15 protein-coding genes are annotated in these 16,182 nt (G+C 49.1%); 6 read left to right on the top strand and 9 right to left on the bottom strand.

Annotation, left to right across the window (positions count from 1 at the left end):
• Positions 1-9 precede the first annotated feature (9 nt).
• Both M3630_RS14830 and M3630_RS14825 read right to left on the bottom strand, forming a co-directional pair.
• A complete protein-coding gene (locus tag M3630_RS14830; protein ID WP_251252592.1) occupies positions 10-2,724 on the bottom strand; it encodes a DUF4855 domain-containing protein in 2,715 nt (904 codons plus the stop codon).
• Between the two features lie 36 nt (positions 2,725-2,760).
• On the bottom strand, positions 2,761-3,918 hold the full coding sequence (locus M3630_RS14825; protein ID WP_173610408.1) for a THUMP domain-containing class I SAM-dependent RNA methyltransferase: 1,158 nt from the start codon (positions 3,916-3,918) through the stop codon (positions 2,761-2,763).
• A 207-nt stretch (positions 3,919-4,125) separates the two neighbouring features.
• Here M3630_RS14825 and M3630_RS14820 point away from each other — a divergent pair, with 207 nt between their 5' ends.
• Positions 4,126-4,932, top strand: a complete 807-nt coding sequence (locus tag M3630_RS14820; RefSeq protein ID WP_251252591.1) for an Fpg/Nei family DNA glycosylase — start codon at positions 4,126-4,128, stop codon at positions 4,930-4,932.
• An 18-nt stretch (positions 4,933-4,950) separates the two neighbouring features.
• Here M3630_RS14820 and M3630_RS14815 read toward each other — a convergent pair whose 3' ends face one another.
• Positions 4,951-5,859, bottom strand: a complete 909-nt coding sequence (locus M3630_RS14815) for a GNAT family N-acetyltransferase (RefSeq protein ID WP_251252590.1) — start codon at positions 5,857-5,859, stop codon at positions 4,951-4,953.
• Positions 5,860-6,002: 143 nt separating this feature from the next.
• Here M3630_RS14815 and M3630_RS14810 point away from each other — a divergent pair, with 143 nt between their 5' ends.
• Both M3630_RS14810 and M3630_RS14805 read left to right on the top strand, forming a co-directional pair.
• Entirely contained in the window at positions 6,003-6,407 is a 405-nt protein-coding gene (locus M3630_RS14810) for a 2Fe-2S iron-sulfur cluster-binding protein (RefSeq protein ID WP_251252589.1), read from the top strand.
• Between the two features lie 33 nt (positions 6,408-6,440).
• The gene (locus tag M3630_RS14805; RefSeq protein WP_251252588.1) at positions 6,441-7,082 is read left to right on the top strand and encodes a thiamine diphosphokinase; all 642 of its coding nucleotides are present in this window, start codon (positions 6,441-6,443) and stop codon (positions 7,080-7,082) included.
• An 80-nt stretch (positions 7,083-7,162) separates the two neighbouring features.
• Here the strand turns inward: M3630_RS14805 and M3630_RS14800 are convergent, their stop codons facing one another.
• Positions 7,163-7,852, bottom strand: a complete 690-nt coding sequence (locus tag M3630_RS14800) for a uracil-DNA glycosylase (RefSeq protein ID WP_173610403.1) — start codon at positions 7,850-7,852, stop codon at positions 7,163-7,165.
• A gap of 223 nt (positions 7,853-8,075) precedes the next feature.
• Between M3630_RS14800 and M3630_RS14795 the strand changes: the two genes are divergently transcribed.
• Together M3630_RS14795 and M3630_RS14790 are read left to right on the top strand one after the other, a co-directional pair.
• Positions 8,076-8,591: a stalk domain-containing protein gene (locus M3630_RS14795; protein ID WP_251252587.1), complete on the top strand. Its 516-nt coding sequence runs from the start codon at positions 8,076-8,078 to the stop codon at positions 8,589-8,591.
• A gap of 202 nt (positions 8,592-8,793) precedes the next feature.
• Positions 8,794-9,645, top strand: a complete 852-nt coding sequence (locus M3630_RS14790; RefSeq protein ID WP_251252586.1) for an arylamine N-acetyltransferase — start codon at positions 8,794-8,796, stop codon at positions 9,643-9,645.
• Positions 9,646-9,697: 52 nt separating this feature from the next.
• On the opposite strand, the gene M3630_RS14785 is transcribed toward M3630_RS14790, so the two are convergent.
• Positions 9,698-10,066 carry a DUF6713 family protein gene (locus M3630_RS14785; RefSeq protein WP_251252585.1) on the bottom strand — a complete coding sequence of 123 codons (369 nt, stop codon included), beginning with the start codon at positions 10,064-10,066 and terminating at the stop codon, positions 9,698-9,700.
• Positions 10,067-10,272: 206 nt separating this feature from the next.
• Here M3630_RS14785 and M3630_RS14780 point away from each other — a divergent pair, with 206 nt between their 5' ends.
• Positions 10,273-10,596 (top strand): antibiotic biosynthesis monooxygenase family protein, encoded by a 324-nt coding sequence (locus M3630_RS14780; RefSeq protein ID WP_173610400.1) that lies wholly within the window; start codon positions 10,273-10,275, stop codon positions 10,594-10,596.
• A gap of 67 nt (positions 10,597-10,663) precedes the next feature.
• Here M3630_RS14780 and M3630_RS14775 read toward each other — a convergent pair whose 3' ends face one another.
• The 4 genes from M3630_RS14775 to M3630_RS14760 all read right to left on the bottom strand — a co-directional run bounded on the left by M3630_RS14775 (position 10,664) and on the right by M3630_RS14760 (position 16,051).
• A complete protein-coding gene (locus tag M3630_RS14775) occupies positions 10,664-12,118 on the bottom strand; it encodes a sigma-54 interaction domain-containing protein (protein WP_232773897.1) in 1,455 nt (484 codons plus the stop codon).
• A gap of 26 nt (positions 12,119-12,144) precedes the next feature.
• Positions 12,145-13,353, bottom strand: coding sequence for a trans-sulfuration enzyme family protein (locus M3630_RS14770; protein WP_251252584.1), 1,209 nt, complete (start codon positions 13,351-13,353; stop codon positions 12,145-12,147).
• Positions 13,354-13,573: 220 nt separating this feature from the next.
• On the bottom strand, positions 13,574-15,295 hold the full coding sequence (locus M3630_RS14765; RefSeq protein ID WP_251252583.1) for a GMC family oxidoreductase: 1,722 nt from the start codon (positions 15,293-15,295) through the stop codon (positions 13,574-13,576).
• A 15-nt stretch (positions 15,296-15,310) separates the two neighbouring features.
• Positions 15,311-16,051: a gluconate 2-dehydrogenase subunit 3 family protein gene (locus tag M3630_RS14760; RefSeq protein WP_251252582.1), complete on the bottom strand. Its 741-nt coding sequence runs from the start codon at positions 16,049-16,051 to the stop codon at positions 15,311-15,313.
• Between the last annotated feature and the right edge of the window lie 131 nt (positions 16,052-16,182).

Raw genomic sequence — 16,182 nt, 5'->3', positions numbered from 1 at the left:
TTCCATTCACTACGGCATCTCGCTGCCCTCGAAAAATTCTGTTCTGTCAAAACGACCGCGCATCCATTTGTACGTATCATCATAGATGGCGCGTTTGACAGGGTCCGTGCTCTTGACAGACTCTAGCAATGTCTTGGAGCCGAAGTAGTAGGCGTGTACGTTGTTTTTATCCATCCCCAGCTTGTGGGTGGCAACTAACTGATTGTAGTAGGTCTGATAGAACTTCGGATCATTGTACATCTTCCAGTCGCCTTCGATCTCGATGTCCATGTCGTACTTGTTGACGACATCCAGTACCCCTTGAATACGGTCAATTCCTACCGGCTTGTCGCTGTAATAGCTCGGCTGCAGGAATGCCTTATCGAAATAAAGAGATTTCCACTCGGACACTCCCGGTGATCCGAAATACGGAATCCAGTAGTAGCGCAACGCCTCGTCATGCACCATGCTACCCATGTCACGAATCAACTGACGCTCTTTCGGTGCGCTATCTTCCACCAGCTCATGGAACCAATAGATTCCTTCCAGCTTCAGATAAGCGTATCCTTCCTTGTTCCAGCGCTTCATGAGCTCCTGGAAGTACCATTCCAACGCAGCTTTGCGATTCAAATACGCTTGCTCTTCCCCAATTCCCGCAGGGTTGAAGGAGAGGGATGGTTTCTTATCATCCAGCTGACCAAAATTGGTCTGACTGGCATTCGGATACGGCAGTGCCAGCACGACATTTTCCTGCGTCGGTGTCGTATACAGCGTTCCACGCAAGCGGTTATACTCCCGCATAGCCTGGTTGAGAGCGTCGAGCTGCTTGTTCGAGCCGAACAAATCATTCATGTACTTTGTCCAGCTTTCTTTCGTAGCAGGAATGGTCTGATATGGCAGGAACAGAATCGTATCAAACATCTGGTCACGCATATAACCATCTACAGTGCGGTAGCCAACCATCGGGAGGAAATCCTCTTTGGTCCATGTCCCGAGTTCGCCATGCTCTCCTGAATAAGCGAGCAGCATATTTTCCACACGACGCCCTGCTTGTTTGGCTTCTTCCAGCTTCGCCGGATTTGGTGGCGGCAGCAAGACAGCGCCATTGTTCCAGTCGCTATCCGTTTTTGCCCATACCTCCAGCTGGCGAGCGAACGTAAATACTTTCACCGGGAAGGATACCCGGACATAGCGGGTGTTCACGTCAGGCAAGGTCACGCTCAATGTGCGTGTAACCAGCTTGTCCTCTTTGGCGGAAACATCGTGAACAGCTCTTCCCGCATACGACCACACTTTCCCGTCGCGAGATACCTCGACTTCCATGTATTCTGGCATCGTGATACCCGAAGTCTTCTGCTGCTTAAACGTCAGCGCAATTCTTTCCAATGGCTTCGCCTCGTCGAGCTCAACGGTCACCTTGCGTCCAAACTGACGGTGGTATCCCGTCCAGTCTTCTGTAGGCGTTACAAGTCCCCCTACTGGACCAGGATATTGCTTCTCCAGCTCTTGGAAATACGAGTCTGGCGTTCCAAAAGTAGTAACCGATGTATAACTGCCTGGTGCGATATTGACCAGTTCGTCCTTCTCTGCTGGCTCCTTCGCCTCTTCTTTTGGATCAGCAGGCTTGGTTGCATCCGTTTCTGTTGTTCCTTTGTCTGCGTCTGGTTTTTCTCCCTCTACTGCCGTCTTGCTTTCATCGACTTTCGTTGCCGAGTCATTGGAGGAAGTCACAGTTGAAGTCTTTGGCGTGTCCTCCACCTTTTCGACAGCTGGCTTACCAGCGTCCTTGATCTCAACCGGAATTGTCGTCGTTTGGTAGCCGACTGTCACCGTGAGATTTCCTTTTCCTGCTGTAGAACCAGCTACAAAAGTTCCGTCAGCCGAAATGGTTCCCAACTCAGGACGATCAAAAGCGAAAATCGGTGTAAAAGGCAGCTCATCCCCACTGATACTGCTTACCTTCAAGCGTTGGCTCGTGCCAGCAGCCAAACTCAGCCGCTCTACATCTACCTTGTATTTCACCTGCTCTGCTTGCTGGTAGCGTGCATCCAAGACGCGCTCAGCGATCACAGCTGCCTCCGCACGTGTGACGGTTCCTGTCGGATTAAACTTGCCGCCTGCCCCTTGCATCCAGCGCTGATTCGTCACTTCTTCCACAGCCGTTTTGGCGTAGTCGGCGATTTCTTCTTCATCGCTGTATGTAACAGGAGTCTGACCTGCCACTTTGGTCACAGAGCCCTCTTTCATCAAACGAGACAGCATGACAGCCAGCTCTTGTCGTGTAAGCGGGTCTAAAGCACCCATGGCATGCTCACTTCTGCCGTTCATCACACCCAATTCGGAGAGTCCATAAACGTACGGTGCATAAGGACTTTCCAACGGAACATCTTCAAAAGCGGCATCCTCAATTTCCGTTGGTTGAAGACCGATTACTTTTGTCAAAAGCACCGCAATATCCTGTCGAGAAATCGTGTTTTGCGGGTTAAAGCGGTTTTCTCCCTGACCATTGATCATATGAAGCGCTGCAAGTCTGTTTACGGCTTTACTAGCGTAACTGTTGCCCAAATCGGTAAACTCCGCGTGCGCTTCTTCTTGTTTTTTGAATTGATCTTCCAGCTTCTTGGTGTCTGCTGCCGGTTTCTCTGGCTCTGTTGCAGCATGAGTCAACGGCGTACTTTGGACCAGTAATGTAGTCGCTGCCAATAAAGCAGCCAGCATTCTGCTCCCAAATCGTTTCTTGCTCATTACATTTTCTCCTCCAATTATGCCCCTTCTTTATGTTTATTCGGTCGGGGTAACCATTGGTCCGCGCGGCGGTCTAGGTCCGAAAAACTGGTAGTAATCTACCTTGATATTTCCGTTGTAGAGCTTGCGCTTTTTGCTTGCTGTACGACCAAAATGCTCCTCAAACTGTTCGTCGGAAGTAATAATGTAGAAAGACCACGTATCCATGGCAGCAAAGGTTTTCCCCATTTCGCCATACATCTTGGCAACCTGCTTCCATTCTCCCAAGCGCTCCCCATAAGGTGGGTTGCAAATCAAGTAGCCGTACTTGCGCTTGGTTCGCACATCCCGTACATCCATGCGCTGAAAATGAATCAGGTCATCTACACCAGCCTCCGTCGCGTTGCGGCGGGCAATTTTCAGGATTTCGTCATCCATATCTGTCCCGATAATCTCCAGCTTTTGATCATAGCGCGCCAAATCATGCGTTTCTGCGCGAGCTTCACGCCAAGCTGTTTTCGGAATGATAGGCCATGTCTCGGAAACGAATTCCCGGTTCATTCCCGGAGCGATGTTTTGTCCAATCAACGCCGCCTCAATCGGAATTGTACCTGATCCACAGAATGGGTCCATGAATACCCGATCAGGCTTCCAGCGAGACAACATAATCATCGCCGCAGCCATGGTTTCCTTCAATGGTGCTTGTCCGATCAATTCCCGGTAGCCGCGCTTGTGCAGGCCCGGACCTGACGTATCAATCGTCAGCGTCGCCACATCCTTGAGAAGTGCCACCTCGATCTTGTACAGCGGTCCTTGCTCATCGAACCACTCGCGCTTGTAGGTCTTTTTCAGACTTTCTACGACTGCTTTTTTCACGATGGCTTGGCAATCCGGCACACTGAACAAGGTAGATTTGACCGATTTTCCTTCCACAGGAAACGTCCCATCCTCTGTGATCCAATCGGCCCACGGCAGTGCTTTTGTCTTTTCAAACAGCTCGTCAAACGTAGTTGCTTTGAACTCCCCTATCTTTAGACGCACGCGGTCGGCAGTTCGTAACCACAAATTTGTGCGGGGAATCGCAGAAATATCTGCGGTGAACGTTACCTTGCCGTTTTCCACCTGTACCGGACCGTATCCGAGCGCCTTCACTTCTTCTGCTACTACTGATTCCAAACCAAAAGTCGCCGTAGCGATCAATTCTACTTTTTGCATATGTAATCTCCTGTCCGTCCAATAATCCTTCGGGTCATGCCCTCATCCTACTTACCTTACATATTATATTACCCCATTTCCTAATAGCGTTGGTAAACTTGTCTAAATTCAAAAGACCCATCACCAAAAAACAGTGACGGGTACGGCATGTGGATCATTCATATGGGAAATCCTACGAAAAACTTTGTGTAACGGGAGGGAGTCAGCGTGCCAGAATTACCTGAGATGGAGACCTATCGCCGACTGCTACAGGAGAAAATCGGTGGCGGAACGATAACAGCCACACACGTTCAGCGGGAAAAAACGATTAATCTGCCGCCTGCGGAATTTTCTCGTCTTTTGCAAAGCAATCGTCTGACACTTGTCGACCGGCGTGGCAAGCATCTTCTTTTCCATCTGGAAAGTGGACATGTTTTGCTGCTTCATCTGATGCTCGGCGGATTTCTATACCTGGGTTCTGCGGAAGACAAGCTAAAGAGAACCGCCCAAGTGACTCTTGCTTTTGGAGAACGCATCTTATATTTTCACGGCCTCCGTTTAGGTTATCTGCATTTACTCACCAACGTTCAGATCGACGAAAGGCTGGCTCCTCTTGGGCCCGAGCCATTGGACATGCTGTTTACCTTTACCCGATTTACGGAGCTGCTCGCTGATAAACGCAGTGTCCTCAAAACAGCATTAGTCAATCAGCATTGGATCGCGGGCATCGGCAACTGCTATGCGGACGAAATCTGCTTTCATGCCGCCATCCTGCCTACCAGGACGATCCCGACACTTTCTCTCGAGGAACAAAAACGACTGTATCATTCCATGCAAACCGTGCTTAAAGAAGCAATTCGATTCGGCGGTTACATGCAGCCGCTTTTTCAAGGCGATTCCCTGACAGGGGGCTTCGATGAGCGCTGTCAGGTGTACGATCGCGGTGGAGAGCCTTGCCCGCGCTGTGGACAGCCTATTGAAAAGAGCGAGCTCTCCTCCCGCAAAGTATTTGCCTGCACGAACTGCCAGCATTGACAGACTTCTTTACCCCCCTTAAACAACAGGGGTCTGTGCAGGTTCCATCTGCTTGATCATAAACACCTGCTCTGTCTCGGAAGGACTGAATCCCGCCGCTTGCAGTATTTCGACAAGCAAGGTATCAGCCGCACGCAAATTAAACGTAGACCGGCGGCAATCGTGTTCAAGCGGCCCATACACATGCGCGAGTGCGGTTTGCAAAATGTCTGGTGCATCAGGATGCTCTGGCTGTGCTACACATTGACGCAGCACGATCCCACTCACTTTGCCTTCTTCGTTTACCGCACACTTGTACATCGCATAGCCGACCGCCTGACCCTCTCTGTCTTCTACGAACACGGCCTGCGCGTCTCGCAAGTTCACCCAGTAGTTTTGCCAAGGGACATCGGTCACGTAAAACGGCAGCGTGGCCGCTTCCTGGGCCAAAATGCGCCGAACCCGATAATCAGCCTGTTCATTTGTCTGAAAGGCATTCTCTGCCAGTGATCCACTCTGCTGCAAAAACAACAGACGATCCACGACGTCATAGCCTTTTTGCTCATACAAAGCAATCGCTTTGGTATTTTGGCTCAACGCCTCCAAGGTAGCTACTTCCACCCCAGCTTCCCTGTACAGATCCAATGTCGCCTCGATCAGTTGCTTCCCTACTCCTTGGCGACGATATTCCGTAGCGACACCCGTTCCACCATTCCACGCGACTTTTTTCACTGCAACGGTCCTCATCCCGCTGGCCACTAAGCCAATCGGCTCTGTGCCGTCAAAAGCAACCACCGACAGGGACAATACGTATCCCTCGCCCCCCAGTCGCTGGACAAGCATTTCTTCTGTCATCGTAAACTCGATAAAATAGCCTTCAAAGCCTCTGTTCCACGCTTTGGTCACTTCTGCAAAGGTACAGTCGCTCATCCGCTTGATGGTAATCATGGTATCACCTTCCTAGTTTTTGATAAAATTATTTTAATCGATAAAATCTAAAAATTCAATCATCTTCGAACGCTTTCTCCAGCTTTGTCACCCACACGCCTGACATGGTAATATGAAAAAAATCACTTACTCGGGAGGTTCCTATGCGCAAACAGCTTACGGTCGGCTCGCTCATTCCTGGACGATCTGACGTACAGATGTCGAGTCCAGCTCCCGTTCCCGTGCATACGCATACGTCGTTGAAAAAAACAGACCCGGCTCGCCCACAATCAGAGCAGAAGCTCGTACAGGTGAAGCAACGCTCACAAACGATGCCAGTCCGGTACATTCCCTCCGAGACATTATTACAAGCTGCGCTCACGCAAGATCAACCTATCGCTTACAAATGCCAACAAGGGCATTGCGGCAAGTGCAGTGTACAGATCGTAGCTGGTGCATCATTGCTCGAGACCCCGACTGGACAGGAAAAAGCAAAGTTGGGAGAAAAACTCGCTACAGGCTATCGTCTCGCTTGTCAGAGCACATTTCGCTCTTCGATTCCTACATAGAGGATATTTCCAATAGAAAAAGGTGGCCGTAGCATGAATCCTACACGCATCCTACTATTCGCCGGAGGCAATCTGGGCGACTGGGCGATCCAGGAGATTCGCGAAAATGATTGGCTCGTCGGTGTTGACAGAGGTGCCTTGTTCCTTGTTCGCAACGGTCTTGTGCCAAAATTGTCGATCGGTGACTTTGACTCAGTCAGTTCCGAGGAAATGGCAGAAATTGAACGCCACAGTATGCACGTCTCCTCCTGCGATCCCGTTATGAAAGATTTAACCGATACAGAGATGGCCCTTACTTGGGCAATCGAGCAACAGCCTGAGGAAGTTGTGCTGCTCGGTGTGCTCGGCTCTCGTTTTGACCATATGCTGGCAAACGTACAGTTGCTGAACAAAGCGTTACAGACGGGCACCAACTGCCGCATCCTCGATGAGACCAATGAAATCCGTCTGATTGACCGGGAGAGTACGATAGAGCAGAATCATTTTGATCATATCTCCCTGCTGCCTTTTACACCGGAAGTAACAGGGATTACCTTAACCGGATTCCTCTATCCATTGGAGGACGCAACCCTGCGGATTGGTGACACTCTTGGTATCAGCAATCTGCTAACGGAACAGACTGGAACGATCACGATTCAAACGGGCATGCTGCTCGTTGTCAAAAGTAAAGACTAATCACATCAATAAAGAAAGGATCTCCCTTGCATGCTGAAAAACAATGGAGATCCTTTTCCTTTTACCTTCACAAATGCAAGCTACTCTTCCTCTACATGCATTGGCAACTGCCAATCAATCTCTTGAAGCCCGCGCGAACGCAAAAACTCATTGGTCCGCGAAAAAGGACGACTGCCAAAAAAGCCGCGATTCGCCGAAAATGGGCTCGGATGCGGGGAGGCGATGACGAAATGCTTGTTTCGATCAATGAATGCCGCCTTCTCCTGCGCATGCTTACCCCACAGGATGAAAACAAGTGGAGTCTCCCGGTCGTTCAACAAATGGATAATTCGATCCGTAAACGTCTCCCACCCAATGTCCTTGTGCGAATTCGGAGTGCCCTGACGAACTGTCAGAACGGTGTTCAGCATCATGACGCCTTGCTTCGCCCAATGGTTCAGGTAACCATGCTGGGGAATTTCAAAACCGACATCGCTTTTCAATTCTTTGTAAATGTTGACCAGAGACGGCGGCGGCTTGATTCCCGGCCTGACCGAAAAGCTCAATCCATGTGCTTGTCCGGGTCCGTGATACGGGTCCTGCCCCAAAATCACAACCTTTGCATTCTGATATTCAGTCAGGTGCAGCGCTGTGAATATATGATACATATCCGGGTAGATTGTCTGCGTCTGATACTCTTCCTTCAACGTTTGACGAAGCTTTACATAATAGGGCTTCTCGAATTCATCGGCCAACACGGGGGCCCAGTCATTTTGCAATATGGTAGCCATGTTCCTCACCTTGTCCGCTGTTTTTTTCTACCTTACCACAAACTTTCCAATCACTGAACCACTGATTCGAGAACTAGGACTATTCTGATTTAGTCCTAGTTTTCCCATGATTCCTAGTCTTTGTTTCCTAGTACCCTCGTTTGATAGCTTTTCTCCTATGATCTTTGACATAATGATGGCTGGGAAGATTTAGAGAAAAGAGAAAGGGAGAGGGTTTCACATCATGAAATGGGACATCAAGTCATTTTTGGGGGGCATTGTTGTAGGTTCGGTGCTCTTCTCCGGAATTGCCATTGCAGCACCCGCTTTTCCAGACGCGGAAGAAGGAATGAAAACACCGTTCACCTACTACTTTGACGGGTTGCCAAAATCACCAAACAGCGACGTACAAGGCATCATGTACAAAAACTCCGTCTATGTTCCAATCCGCTTCGTAGCTGAGAACCTGAACAAACCGGTCATTTACGACGCAAGAACCAAATCGATTTTCATCGGTAAAATTCCATCAGCAAAAATGTACTCCAAAATGGAAGCGATCGAGCTGGTGAAAAAGAAATTCTCTGGCAAACTCTCGCCGACACATGTAGTCGAGTACGCTCATGACGACGAAAAAGGTCACTATGTCATCCAAGTGTACCAAACGGTCGTTAACAACTTCCAATCTGGCGACAGCTACACCAGTACGTATGGCTGGTTCGTGGTGAACCCGAATACCGGGGAAATTAAGTCGTTGTTATAATTTCTTCTGCACTTATTTATTCGTATGAAAAAGACAGCGGACTAGGGACCCGCTAGCACCGGAGGATATCCTTCCGGTGCCTTTTTGTTTTCTGGGAAAATTTAGGTTGAATACCACTTGTCCCTTGTGATACGATCTCCTTACTGACACTTTACAAACATTTTTATTTATTAATTATTTTATGTAAGGAGTGAACTTGTTTATGTCTGACTTACCGAACTGGGCGAGTGTATACCTACAACAAATACAGCTAGACCGCAAGTCCCCTAGCCTCTCTTATCTCAGTCAGCTCTGTCGTGCGCATCTGCAGACCTTCCCTTATGAAAATGTAAGCAAGCTGCTCTTCTTTCGTGACGGAAAACATAATATACCTTCCCCGGAAGAATATGTACAAAACGCAATCAGTCATCACTTCGGCGGCACGTGCATGACAAACAATCACAGTTTTCTCGCACTGCTTCGTGCACTTGGATTTTCCGGTAATCTGGTCTTGCCAGGCGGAGGGCATGCTGCCATCCTGATCGATGGTCCCATTACGGGAGAAACACCTGTCTATGTAGATACAGGCGCTACTGCTCCTATCTTTGAGCCGATTCATTTTCTGGAAAGCGGGAACCACGCCAGAAGTTTTGGCACTGTCTCGATGGATTTGACCAAAAGTCCCGATCATCCTGAACATTATCGCTTTACGCGGTATGAAAACGGAAAAGTGGCAATTCCTCCGTGGGATTTTCATCCGAATGAACGAAAAGAACTGTCCGACTTGTCCGAAGTCATCCGCTACTCTTTTTTACCAGACGCCTTCTTTTTGAATCGACTTCACATCCATCGTTTTCAGCTGGAGCAAGATCGCTTCGTGGTCCTCAAAAACAACACTCTCCACATCGGTTATTCAGATGGCACAGACCAGATAACACCCCTCCACACTATCTCTGATATAGAAGCCGCCGTAGCCGATGAAATGCAACTGCCACTTCTCCCTGTTCGCGAGGCGGTAGAAATCCTGCTTGAGCGTGGTATTGATATTTTTACTGCTCCCAAAAAGGACACATGAGTTTTCATATTGCTATCGAATCAAACATCTTTGTCTTTGATATTATTGGTACTCAGTTATTAAATAGTAATGCTAAATGAATAGCCGCAAGGATTCCCATTGGATAAATAATTGTTCTTGAAAATGTATTTTTAAATCCATTACGGGGGTGCTTTTCAAAAAATAGGTGCAGAATTGTATGTATGATTAAAAATAAATCTAGGACCCAAAAAGTTACTGTCTGATATTTACTAAAAAGTAAACAGAGTATGATTGTGTAAAGTGGAAGGTGGATAAATGTGAATACTTGATAAGCTTTAGAATCTTCCATATCCTTAAGCACGATAAACAATCTCCACTCAGAACGTCTTATCGCATCCATTTCGTGCAAAAGAAATAAAGATAAGTTTATCAAGAATATCACAAGCAAGAGATCAGGCATTTAAAGCCCCCCTACAATTTTATTACTTTATGTTACTACACCCTAATAAATAAAGAGGTCAAAATACAAATCGAACACAACATTATCACAATTTGGAAAACCATGGCCTGTTCGTCCTGCCATTTCCTAATATCTGGTTGACAATGATAATATTTCTCAATAATATGGGAAAGTAGGGAAATGGGATATAAGGAGTGTCGCACTTCATGATGATGGAAATAAAAACTTACGTCGTCCAGGAAGGTCATTCAGACAAAATCGTACAAGGCTTTAGCGAGCCTGGTGCTGTTGAGAAGGCTCCTGGCTTTGTAGATTTGAGCGTGCTGGTACAGAAGCCACGCAAAGGCGAAGAAGAAGTGGTCGTCATGATCCGTTGGGAATCAAAAGAGGCGTGGAAGCAGTGGGAGCTGAGTGATGTTCATCTGGCAGGTCACCGCCAAGCACGTGAAGAAGAAACTCCTGAGTGGTACATTAGCGGCAAAACCGGCCATTACGAGCTGAAAGCGAAAAAAGAACCGCAGCCTTCGTAAATACAAGCAAACCAGCCCAGACCTCGGAAAACTCCGCGATCAATTCTGGCTGGTTTTTTTATTTCCTCTATCCTTTTTCCAATCCGTACTTCTCCATCTTCCGATACAAGGTCGACAAGCTGATTTGCAGCTCATTGGCAATCGCGGCTTTGTCCTGTCCATACTTGCCTGCATTCAAATAGCGCTGGAGAATGGAGCGTTCGTATTCTGCCACCAGCTTTTCCAGTCCCAAATCGCTGCCTGCTGTCGGCGGCCCATCCTCGAACAGCAAATACTCAGGAAGCTCCTCGTTGCCGATGACTTGCCCCTCCGCCATGTTGACCATATACTCGACGGCATTTTCCAGCTGACGTATATTCCCCGGCCATTCGTATGCTTGTAGTCGTTGGACGAGTTGGGCTTCGAGCTCCAGTCGGCCTTTTTGCAGCAACGTCCCGTACCGATACAGGAAGTGCTGCAAGTAAAGCGCGATATCCTCCGTACGTTCACGCAACGGCTTTAACCGCAGCGGGATGACATTGAGTCGATAATACAAATCCTCGCGAAACGTCCCTTCCCTGACCATGCTCTCCAAATCTCTGTGTGTAGCCGCAATGACACGTACATCCACCCCTAACGTCTTCACGCCGCCTACCCGATCTACTGTTTTCTCCTGAAGGACGCGCAGCAGCTTGGGTTGGAGGGACAACGGAATATCGCCGACTTCATCCAGAAAAATCGTTCCCTTGTGGGCCAATTCAAATTTCCCCGGCTTGCCTTCGCGTCTGGAGCCTGTGAATGCGCCGCCTTCGTACCCGAACAATTCGCTTTCTAGCAGAGTCTCGGGAATCGCTGCGCAATTGACTGCCACAAACGGCTGTCTGCTGCGCACACTCTCGCAGTGAATGGCTTTGGCCAACAGCTCCTTGCCCGTTCCGCTCTCTCCCCGGATCAAAACAGTGGATATGCTGTTCGTCACTTTTTTCGCTTTGGCAATCACATCGCGCAAGCCTGTTTCCGCCCCAATCAACTGGGCGAAATACACCGGATGAACCGAGGCCTGCGGCATTTCCTCCTGAATATTGCAGCTCTTCTCCCGCTCCGCATCCAGCTCTAGCAGCTTGTGCTCTATCAAGGAACTCGTATGCTGCAAAAACGGCATCCATTTTTCCGAGTGGTGCAGCATTTTTTCCTTTTGTTCAAGGGAAAAGCCGATAATTCCGATGACTCCTACTGTTTTCTCCCGTTTGTGCACAGGAAATCCAATCGTCGCCAGCTCCTGGCATTGCTGCAAAAACTTGCAATTGCCACACTCCGACTCGTTTTTTTTCATGTCAAAAATCATTCCCGGCTGTCCGGTTTGCAGGATCATTCGGAAAAACGATCCCTCCGGCGCAGGCAATCCAATCAGCTCCTGATAGTAGCCGGTTCCGCTTACACGTATCCCTTGTTCATCCAGGATGGTGACATCGAGTCCCAGTACCTTGGAAATATTGTCGGCGTACGATTGAATGAATTCCTCGATCCGGGAAAACTCTGTCATGCCAAATCCTCCAGTTTCACGTTCCTTTATCCCCTGGTCGCTGCCGCCATTGGCAGACTAGCCAGCGCCTGCTCCAAATCTGCTATGATATCCTCCACATCCTCCAATCCAGTCGATAAGCGAATCAGACCGTCCGTGATGTTGAACTTGATCCGCTCAGAGGCAGGGATCGAGGAATGGGTCATCGAGGCAGGATGCTGTACCAGTGTCTCGGGATCTCCTAAACTAAACGATATCATAGCCAAGCGCAGAGCGTTAATGAAAGATTTGGCTGCCTCGTAGCCGCCCTTTACTTCAAAGGAAACGATCCCGCCCATTCCAGCCATTTGCCGTTTAGCCAGCTCATGCTGTGGATGCAAAGGCAGACCAGGGTAGTAAACGTGCGAGATCGCAGGGTGCTGCGCCAAAAACTCCGCCACTGCCTGCGCGTTTTGTCCATGCTGTCTGACGCGCAAGCCGAGTGTCTTTAGCCCACGCAGGATTAAAAAAGCATCCCAAGCATTCAAATTTTGTCCCAAGTCACCCATGACATTTTTGCGCATGAATTGGATATGCTCCTGCTTCCCGACGATGAAGCCCGCGATGACATCGCCATGTCCGTTTAAATATTTGGTGGCGCTATGGACGACGACATCCGCCCCCAGCTCAAGCGGTCTCTGCAAATACGGCGTTAAGAAGGTGTTGTCGACGATTACCACAATGCCATGTGCGTGCGCCAATCGGGACAGCTCCGAGATATCCAAAACAGTCAGGCACGGGTTCGAGGGTGTTTCGATGTACAAGACTTTTGTGTTTGGCAAAAAGGCACTCTCGACTGCGTGCAAATCGGTGCAATCGACGAAGTCCGTCGCAATGCCATAACGCGGGGCCATGGTCGTAAGAAACTTGTAGCTCCCCCCGTACACATCTCGCGTACACACCACATGATCACCCTGCTTCAAAAAGGCGAGCAATGCCCCCGAAATGGCTGCCATCCCACTGCTTACACCCAAGGCAGCTTCGCCATTTTCCAATGCGGCTATCTTTTGTTCCAAAGTGGTAATGGTAGGGTTGCCATATCTTCCGTAGTACGTTCCTTCCCGCTCGCCAGCCACGCACGCTGCGGCGGAGTCTGCATCTGGAAACGCATAGGCCACGGCAGGCACCACTGCGGATACGACAGCTCCTGTTTTTTGGCAAGGCGTTTGTGCGGTATGAATAATGGAGGTGTCCATCTTCCACTTGTTTGTCGTCATTGATTGTCTCTCCCTTTGGTTTGTGCTGTTACCAAAGAATATAGCAAGGAGCATGCCAACATGAGAAACCAGCATTATACCAGTACTTTTCGCTTGTGGTGCTCGTAGACATTCGCAATCATGCAAATGAACTTTTTCAAATGTACGCGAAAAAGCCGTTAGTTGCCCCAACGACTTTTCTCATAGTTGCAATTACGTTTTGCATGACTAGAAAAACAGCTTATACGAGCATGCCACCCGCGCTTTTCCTGTACTTCAAAATACCCTCTGCCGCTCGATAGGAGAGAGCACCCATCGTTCCAGTCGGATTGTAGCCGCTATTGTGTGCAAAGGCAGAAGCTCCGACGACAAATACGTTTTCTGCATCCCACATCTGCAAATAGTTGTTGACTGCCGAAGTGTCAGGTGATGCGCCCATGATGACGCCGCCTGTATTATGCGTCGATTGGTATGGTGTGATATCGTACGGCCCGAGCTTACGGTTGATTTCGAGCTTATCGCTCGCACCCATTTCTTTGACAATTTCCGCGCACTTATCTGCACAAAAAGCCGCCAGCTCTCTGTCCTGGTCGACGAAATCATACGTAATGCGGATCAACGGATCACCAAATGCATCCTTGTACGTCGGGTCCAGATCAAGGAAGTGCTGTTGAAATGGCATCGAAGCTCCTTGGGCGCCTACGGATATGAACCGATTCGCGTATTTGATCGAGGCAACCTTGAAATCCTTGCCCCAGCTAGGCGTTCCCGGCGGTACCTTATTCGTGCCGATTGGTCGGAAGCCGGTTTGTGTGACAGAGATATTCGCGCCATGGATAAATTTCAAATCGGAGTGATCGAAGTTATCACCGTTGTAGTCATCCAGACACATTCCCAACGATCCTGCGCCTGCATAATTGTTAAACTCCTTGTCGTCGAAGAAGCCCACCGCGCCTCCTCTTATGACCTGATAGGCGTAGTTTTTACCGATCACGCCTTTTCCCGTTGCTGGATCATATGGTTTTCCCAGCTTGGACATGAGCAAAATTCGCGTGTTATTGAATACATAGCTGGTCATCACCACTATATCGGCGGGCTGTTCGAATTCCTCCCCTGTCGTGACATCTGTATACAAGACGCCTGTCGCCTTGTTCCCTGTATGTAAAATTCTGCGGACATGGGAATGCGTGCGAATCTCAAACTTCCCTGTCTTCTTGGCTACCGGGATCACGGTCACTACGGGATCGGCTTTTGCTCCGTACTCACAACCAAACCTTTCACAGAAGCCGCAGTACTGACAAGCTGCCCGTGCCACCCCGTCTGGATTCGTATAGGCTTGCGAGAGATTTGCAGATGGAAGGATGTATGGATGCAGGTTTTTCTTTTTCGCCGCATCCGCAAACATTTTCATACTCGGTGTAGTACGCATCGGAGGTATCGGATAAGGACTGGAGCGTTTCCCCCCCAACGGATTCTCCTCGCCAGCGATTCCCGCCATCTTTTCAAACTTATCGAAGTACGGCTCCAGTTGATCGTAGGTAATGCCCCAATCCTGGATTGTCATTCCCTCTGGAATTTTCTTTGCCCCATACCGTTCAATCGTCTTGGAGCGGATTTCGAAATCATACGGCAAGAAGCGGAATGTCTGTCCGTTCCAGTGGACACCAGATCCCCCGAGTCCTGTCCCGAGCAAAAAGGAACCGTATGACCGCATGGGAAGCGCACGAACGTTCATTCTACTGCGGAACGTAATCGTTTCCTTGGACAAATCTTGCATCAACTCGTAGCGAAGAGCGTAACGCAATTCGTCGTGTACCATGAAGTAGTCTTCCGTTTTGCGCTCCTTGCCTCGCTCTAGTCCCACTACGGTCAGACCTTGCTTGGTTAGCTCAGAAGCGATAATGCCTCCTCCCCAGCCCACCCCTACGATCACGACGTCAACCTTAGGCAACTTTTTGGCCATATCTACTGTCCTCCCTTAATGTTGATGATCCCGCAAGCTTAAGGGAGCCATCTTCACAAACTCAGGCTTGTCAATCACCTGTGTATACGCCATCTGATTGCCTGGGAAATTCTTCATTTTCCAGCCGTCCATATTTTTATTGCCTCCGTATAGAGGGTCTGCATAAACGCCTTCGATCGTACTGGCCCGCAGCATGTTGAAAAAAGTGCTCGCCGAAATGGTCGTCAATTTTACTTCATCCGTTTCAAAAGCCTTTAAAACAGCGTCTTGCTGTTCCGGCGGGAGCTCATAAAACCGTTTTCCGTGGGTACTGTTACTGTAGTTGTTCATCTCTTGAAGGCCGATATCGAATATTTCCCTTCGTTTCAACCTGCCTTGATAGCCCTGTGTAATCTCACCTGGATAAAAGGGAGCTTGCATGTATTCTCGAGCATTAAAGCCCCAATCACCCGCTAGCTGGTGGTCAATGAAATAAGCTGCACCGAGTGCCTTCGCCCCCGGCCCCAGCTCATCCTCAGGAAAAATGCGCTCACAAGCAGCATCCGCCACCTTGAATTGTTCAGGCGTAAAAAACATGAGCGCCTGATTGTAATCGGCTGCGGGGGGCGGTGTTGCTGGCTGCGCCGGGGGTTCCGGTTTGCGGAGCAAGCTCCCTGCCACGCCACCCACGACCAAGCTACCAAGCACCAAGCCAGAGTTTTTCAAGAAGTTCCTTCGGGATACTGGCTGCTCCTTCACGTTGTTTGAATCTGCCAAGTCTACCACCTCCAGTGATTTCCTTCCTTTGGTTTGTGCATTTTTTCCCCAAGATAATCGTGGTAGCGGAAATTTTTCCAACAAGCTCCACTCATAACTTCAGGCAGCGAACAAAAGATAACTTTACATAG

It is taken from the genome of Brevibacillus sp. MER 51, assembly GCF_023714195.1.
Lineage (GTDB): Bacteria > Bacillota > Bacilli > Brevibacillales > Brevibacillaceae > Brevibacillus.
Note: the sequence above shows the minus strand (reverse complement) of the source record. Positions and strands in the feature narration are given on the sequence as shown.

What these genes read in the sequence shown, in the direction of transcription:
- M3630_RS14825 (WP_173610408.1), bottom strand. Translation starts at nt 3,918, where the DNA reads ATGCAAAAAGTAGAATTGATCGCTACGGCGACTTTTGGTTTGGAATCA.
- M3630_RS14785 (WP_251252585.1), bottom strand. Translation starts at nt 10,066, where the DNA reads ATGCCTGATCTCTTGCTTGTGATATTCTTGATAAACTTATCTTTATTT.
- M3630_RS14805 (WP_251252588.1), top strand. Translation starts at nt 6,441, where the DNA reads ATGAATCCTACACGCATCCTACTATTCGCCGGAGGCAATCTGGGCGAC.
- M3630_RS14795 (WP_251252587.1), top strand. Translation starts at nt 8,076, where the DNA reads ATGAAATGGGACATCAAGTCATTTTTGGGGGGCATTGTTGTAGGTTCG.
- M3630_RS14765 (WP_251252583.1), bottom strand. Translation starts at nt 15,295, where the DNA reads ATGGCCAAAAAGTTGCCTAAGGTTGACGTCGTGATCGTAGGGGTGGGC.
- M3630_RS14815 (WP_251252590.1), bottom strand. Translation starts at nt 5,859, where the DNA reads ATGATTACCATCAAGCGGATGAGCGACTGTACCTTTGCAGAAGTGACC.
- M3630_RS14800 (WP_173610403.1), bottom strand. Translation starts at nt 7,852, where the DNA reads ATGGCTACCATATTGCAAAATGACTGGGCCCCCGTGTTGGCCGATGAA.
- M3630_RS14830 (WP_251252592.1), bottom strand. Translation starts at nt 2,724, where the DNA reads ATGAGCAAGAAACGATTTGGGAGCAGAATGCTGGCTGCTTTATTGGCA.
- M3630_RS14810 (WP_251252589.1), top strand. Translation starts at nt 6,003, where the DNA reads ATGCGCAAACAGCTTACGGTCGGCTCGCTCATTCCTGGACGATCTGAC.
- M3630_RS14790 (WP_251252586.1), top strand. Translation starts at nt 8,794, where the DNA reads ATGTCTGACTTACCGAACTGGGCGAGTGTATACCTACAACAAATACAG.
- M3630_RS14780 (WP_173610400.1), top strand. Translation starts at nt 10,273, where the DNA reads ATGATGATGGAAATAAAAACTTACGTCGTCCAGGAAGGTCATTCAGAC.
- M3630_RS14775 (WP_232773897.1), bottom strand. Translation starts at nt 12,118, where the DNA reads ATGACAGAGTTTTCCCGGATCGAGGAATTCATTCAATCGTACGCCGAC.
- M3630_RS14770 (WP_251252584.1), bottom strand. Translation starts at nt 13,353, where the DNA reads ATGACGACAAACAAGTGGAAGATGGACACCTCCATTATTCATACCGCA.